This window comes from Actinomadura terrae (assembly GCF_022751215.1).
GTDB classification, from domain to species: Bacteria; Actinomycetota; Actinomycetes; order Streptosporangiales; family Streptosporangiaceae; genus Spirillospora; species Spirillospora terrae.
In genome coordinates, this window is the sequence record NZ_JAICDG010000018.1 from 1 (window position 1) to 1,048 (window position 1,048).

Consider the following 1,048-nt stretch of genomic DNA (forward strand, 5'->3'; position numbering starts at 1 on the left):
CAGCGGGGAAGTCGTTACGCCATTCGTGCAGGTCGGAACTTACCCGACAAGGAATTTCGCTACCTTAGGATGGTTATAGTTACCACCGCCGTTTACCGGCGCTTAGATTCTCAGCGTCCACCCGTGAGGGTGTAACCGGTCCTCTTAACGTTCCGGCACCGGGCAGGCGTCAGTCCGTATACCGCGTCTTACGACTTCGCACGGACCTGTGTTTTTAGTAAACAGTCGCTTCCCCCTGGCCTCTGCGACCCCACCCAGCTCAAGAAGCAAGTTCCATCACCAGACAAGGCCCCCCTTCTCCCAAAGTTACGGGGGCAATTTGCCGAGTTCCTTAACCACAGTTCACCCGATCGCCTTGGTATTCTCTACCTGACCACCTGAGTCGGTTTAGGGTACGGGCCGCCAGTACACTCGCTAGAGGCTTTTCTCGACAGCATGGGATCACTCACTTCACCTAAAACGGCTCGGCATCACACCTCACCCTTAATGGTGTACGGATTTACCTGCACACCGGGCTACATGCTTACCCCAGGAACAACCATCGCCTGGGCTGAGCTACCCTCCTGCGTCACCCCATCACTCACCTACTACCCCCTCGGGCCGACCGCTAGGCCCAGACGCGACCCGAAGGCCACACCTGAGATTCAGGGTCTTAGCATCAGAGGGTTCAGCGTTGGCGCATACCAGCGGGTACGGGAATATCAACCCGTTGTCCATCGACTACGCCTGTCGGCCTCGCCTTAGGTCCCGACTTACCCTGGGCGGATTAGCCTGCCCCAGGAACCCTTGGTCATCCGGCGCACACGTTTCTCACGTGTGATTCGCTACTCATGCCTGCATTCTCACTCCCACACCCTCCACCCCTAGGTCACCCTGAGGCTTCACCGGATGCAGGACGCTCCCCTACCCATCACACCCCAAAGGGTGCAATGCCACGGTTTCGGCGGTGTGCTTGAGCCCCGCTACATTGTCGGCGCGGAATCACTTGACCAGTGAGCTATTACGCACTCTTTCAAGGATGGCTGCTTCTAAGCCAACCTCCTGGTTG

Annotated in this window: 1 rRNA gene; it reads right to left on the bottom strand. The window is 57.8% G+C overall.

Going from position 1 to position 1,048, the window contains the following annotated elements:
- Window positions 1–1,048, bottom strand: a 23S ribosomal RNA gene (locus K2F47_RS40320); the annotation flags it as partial.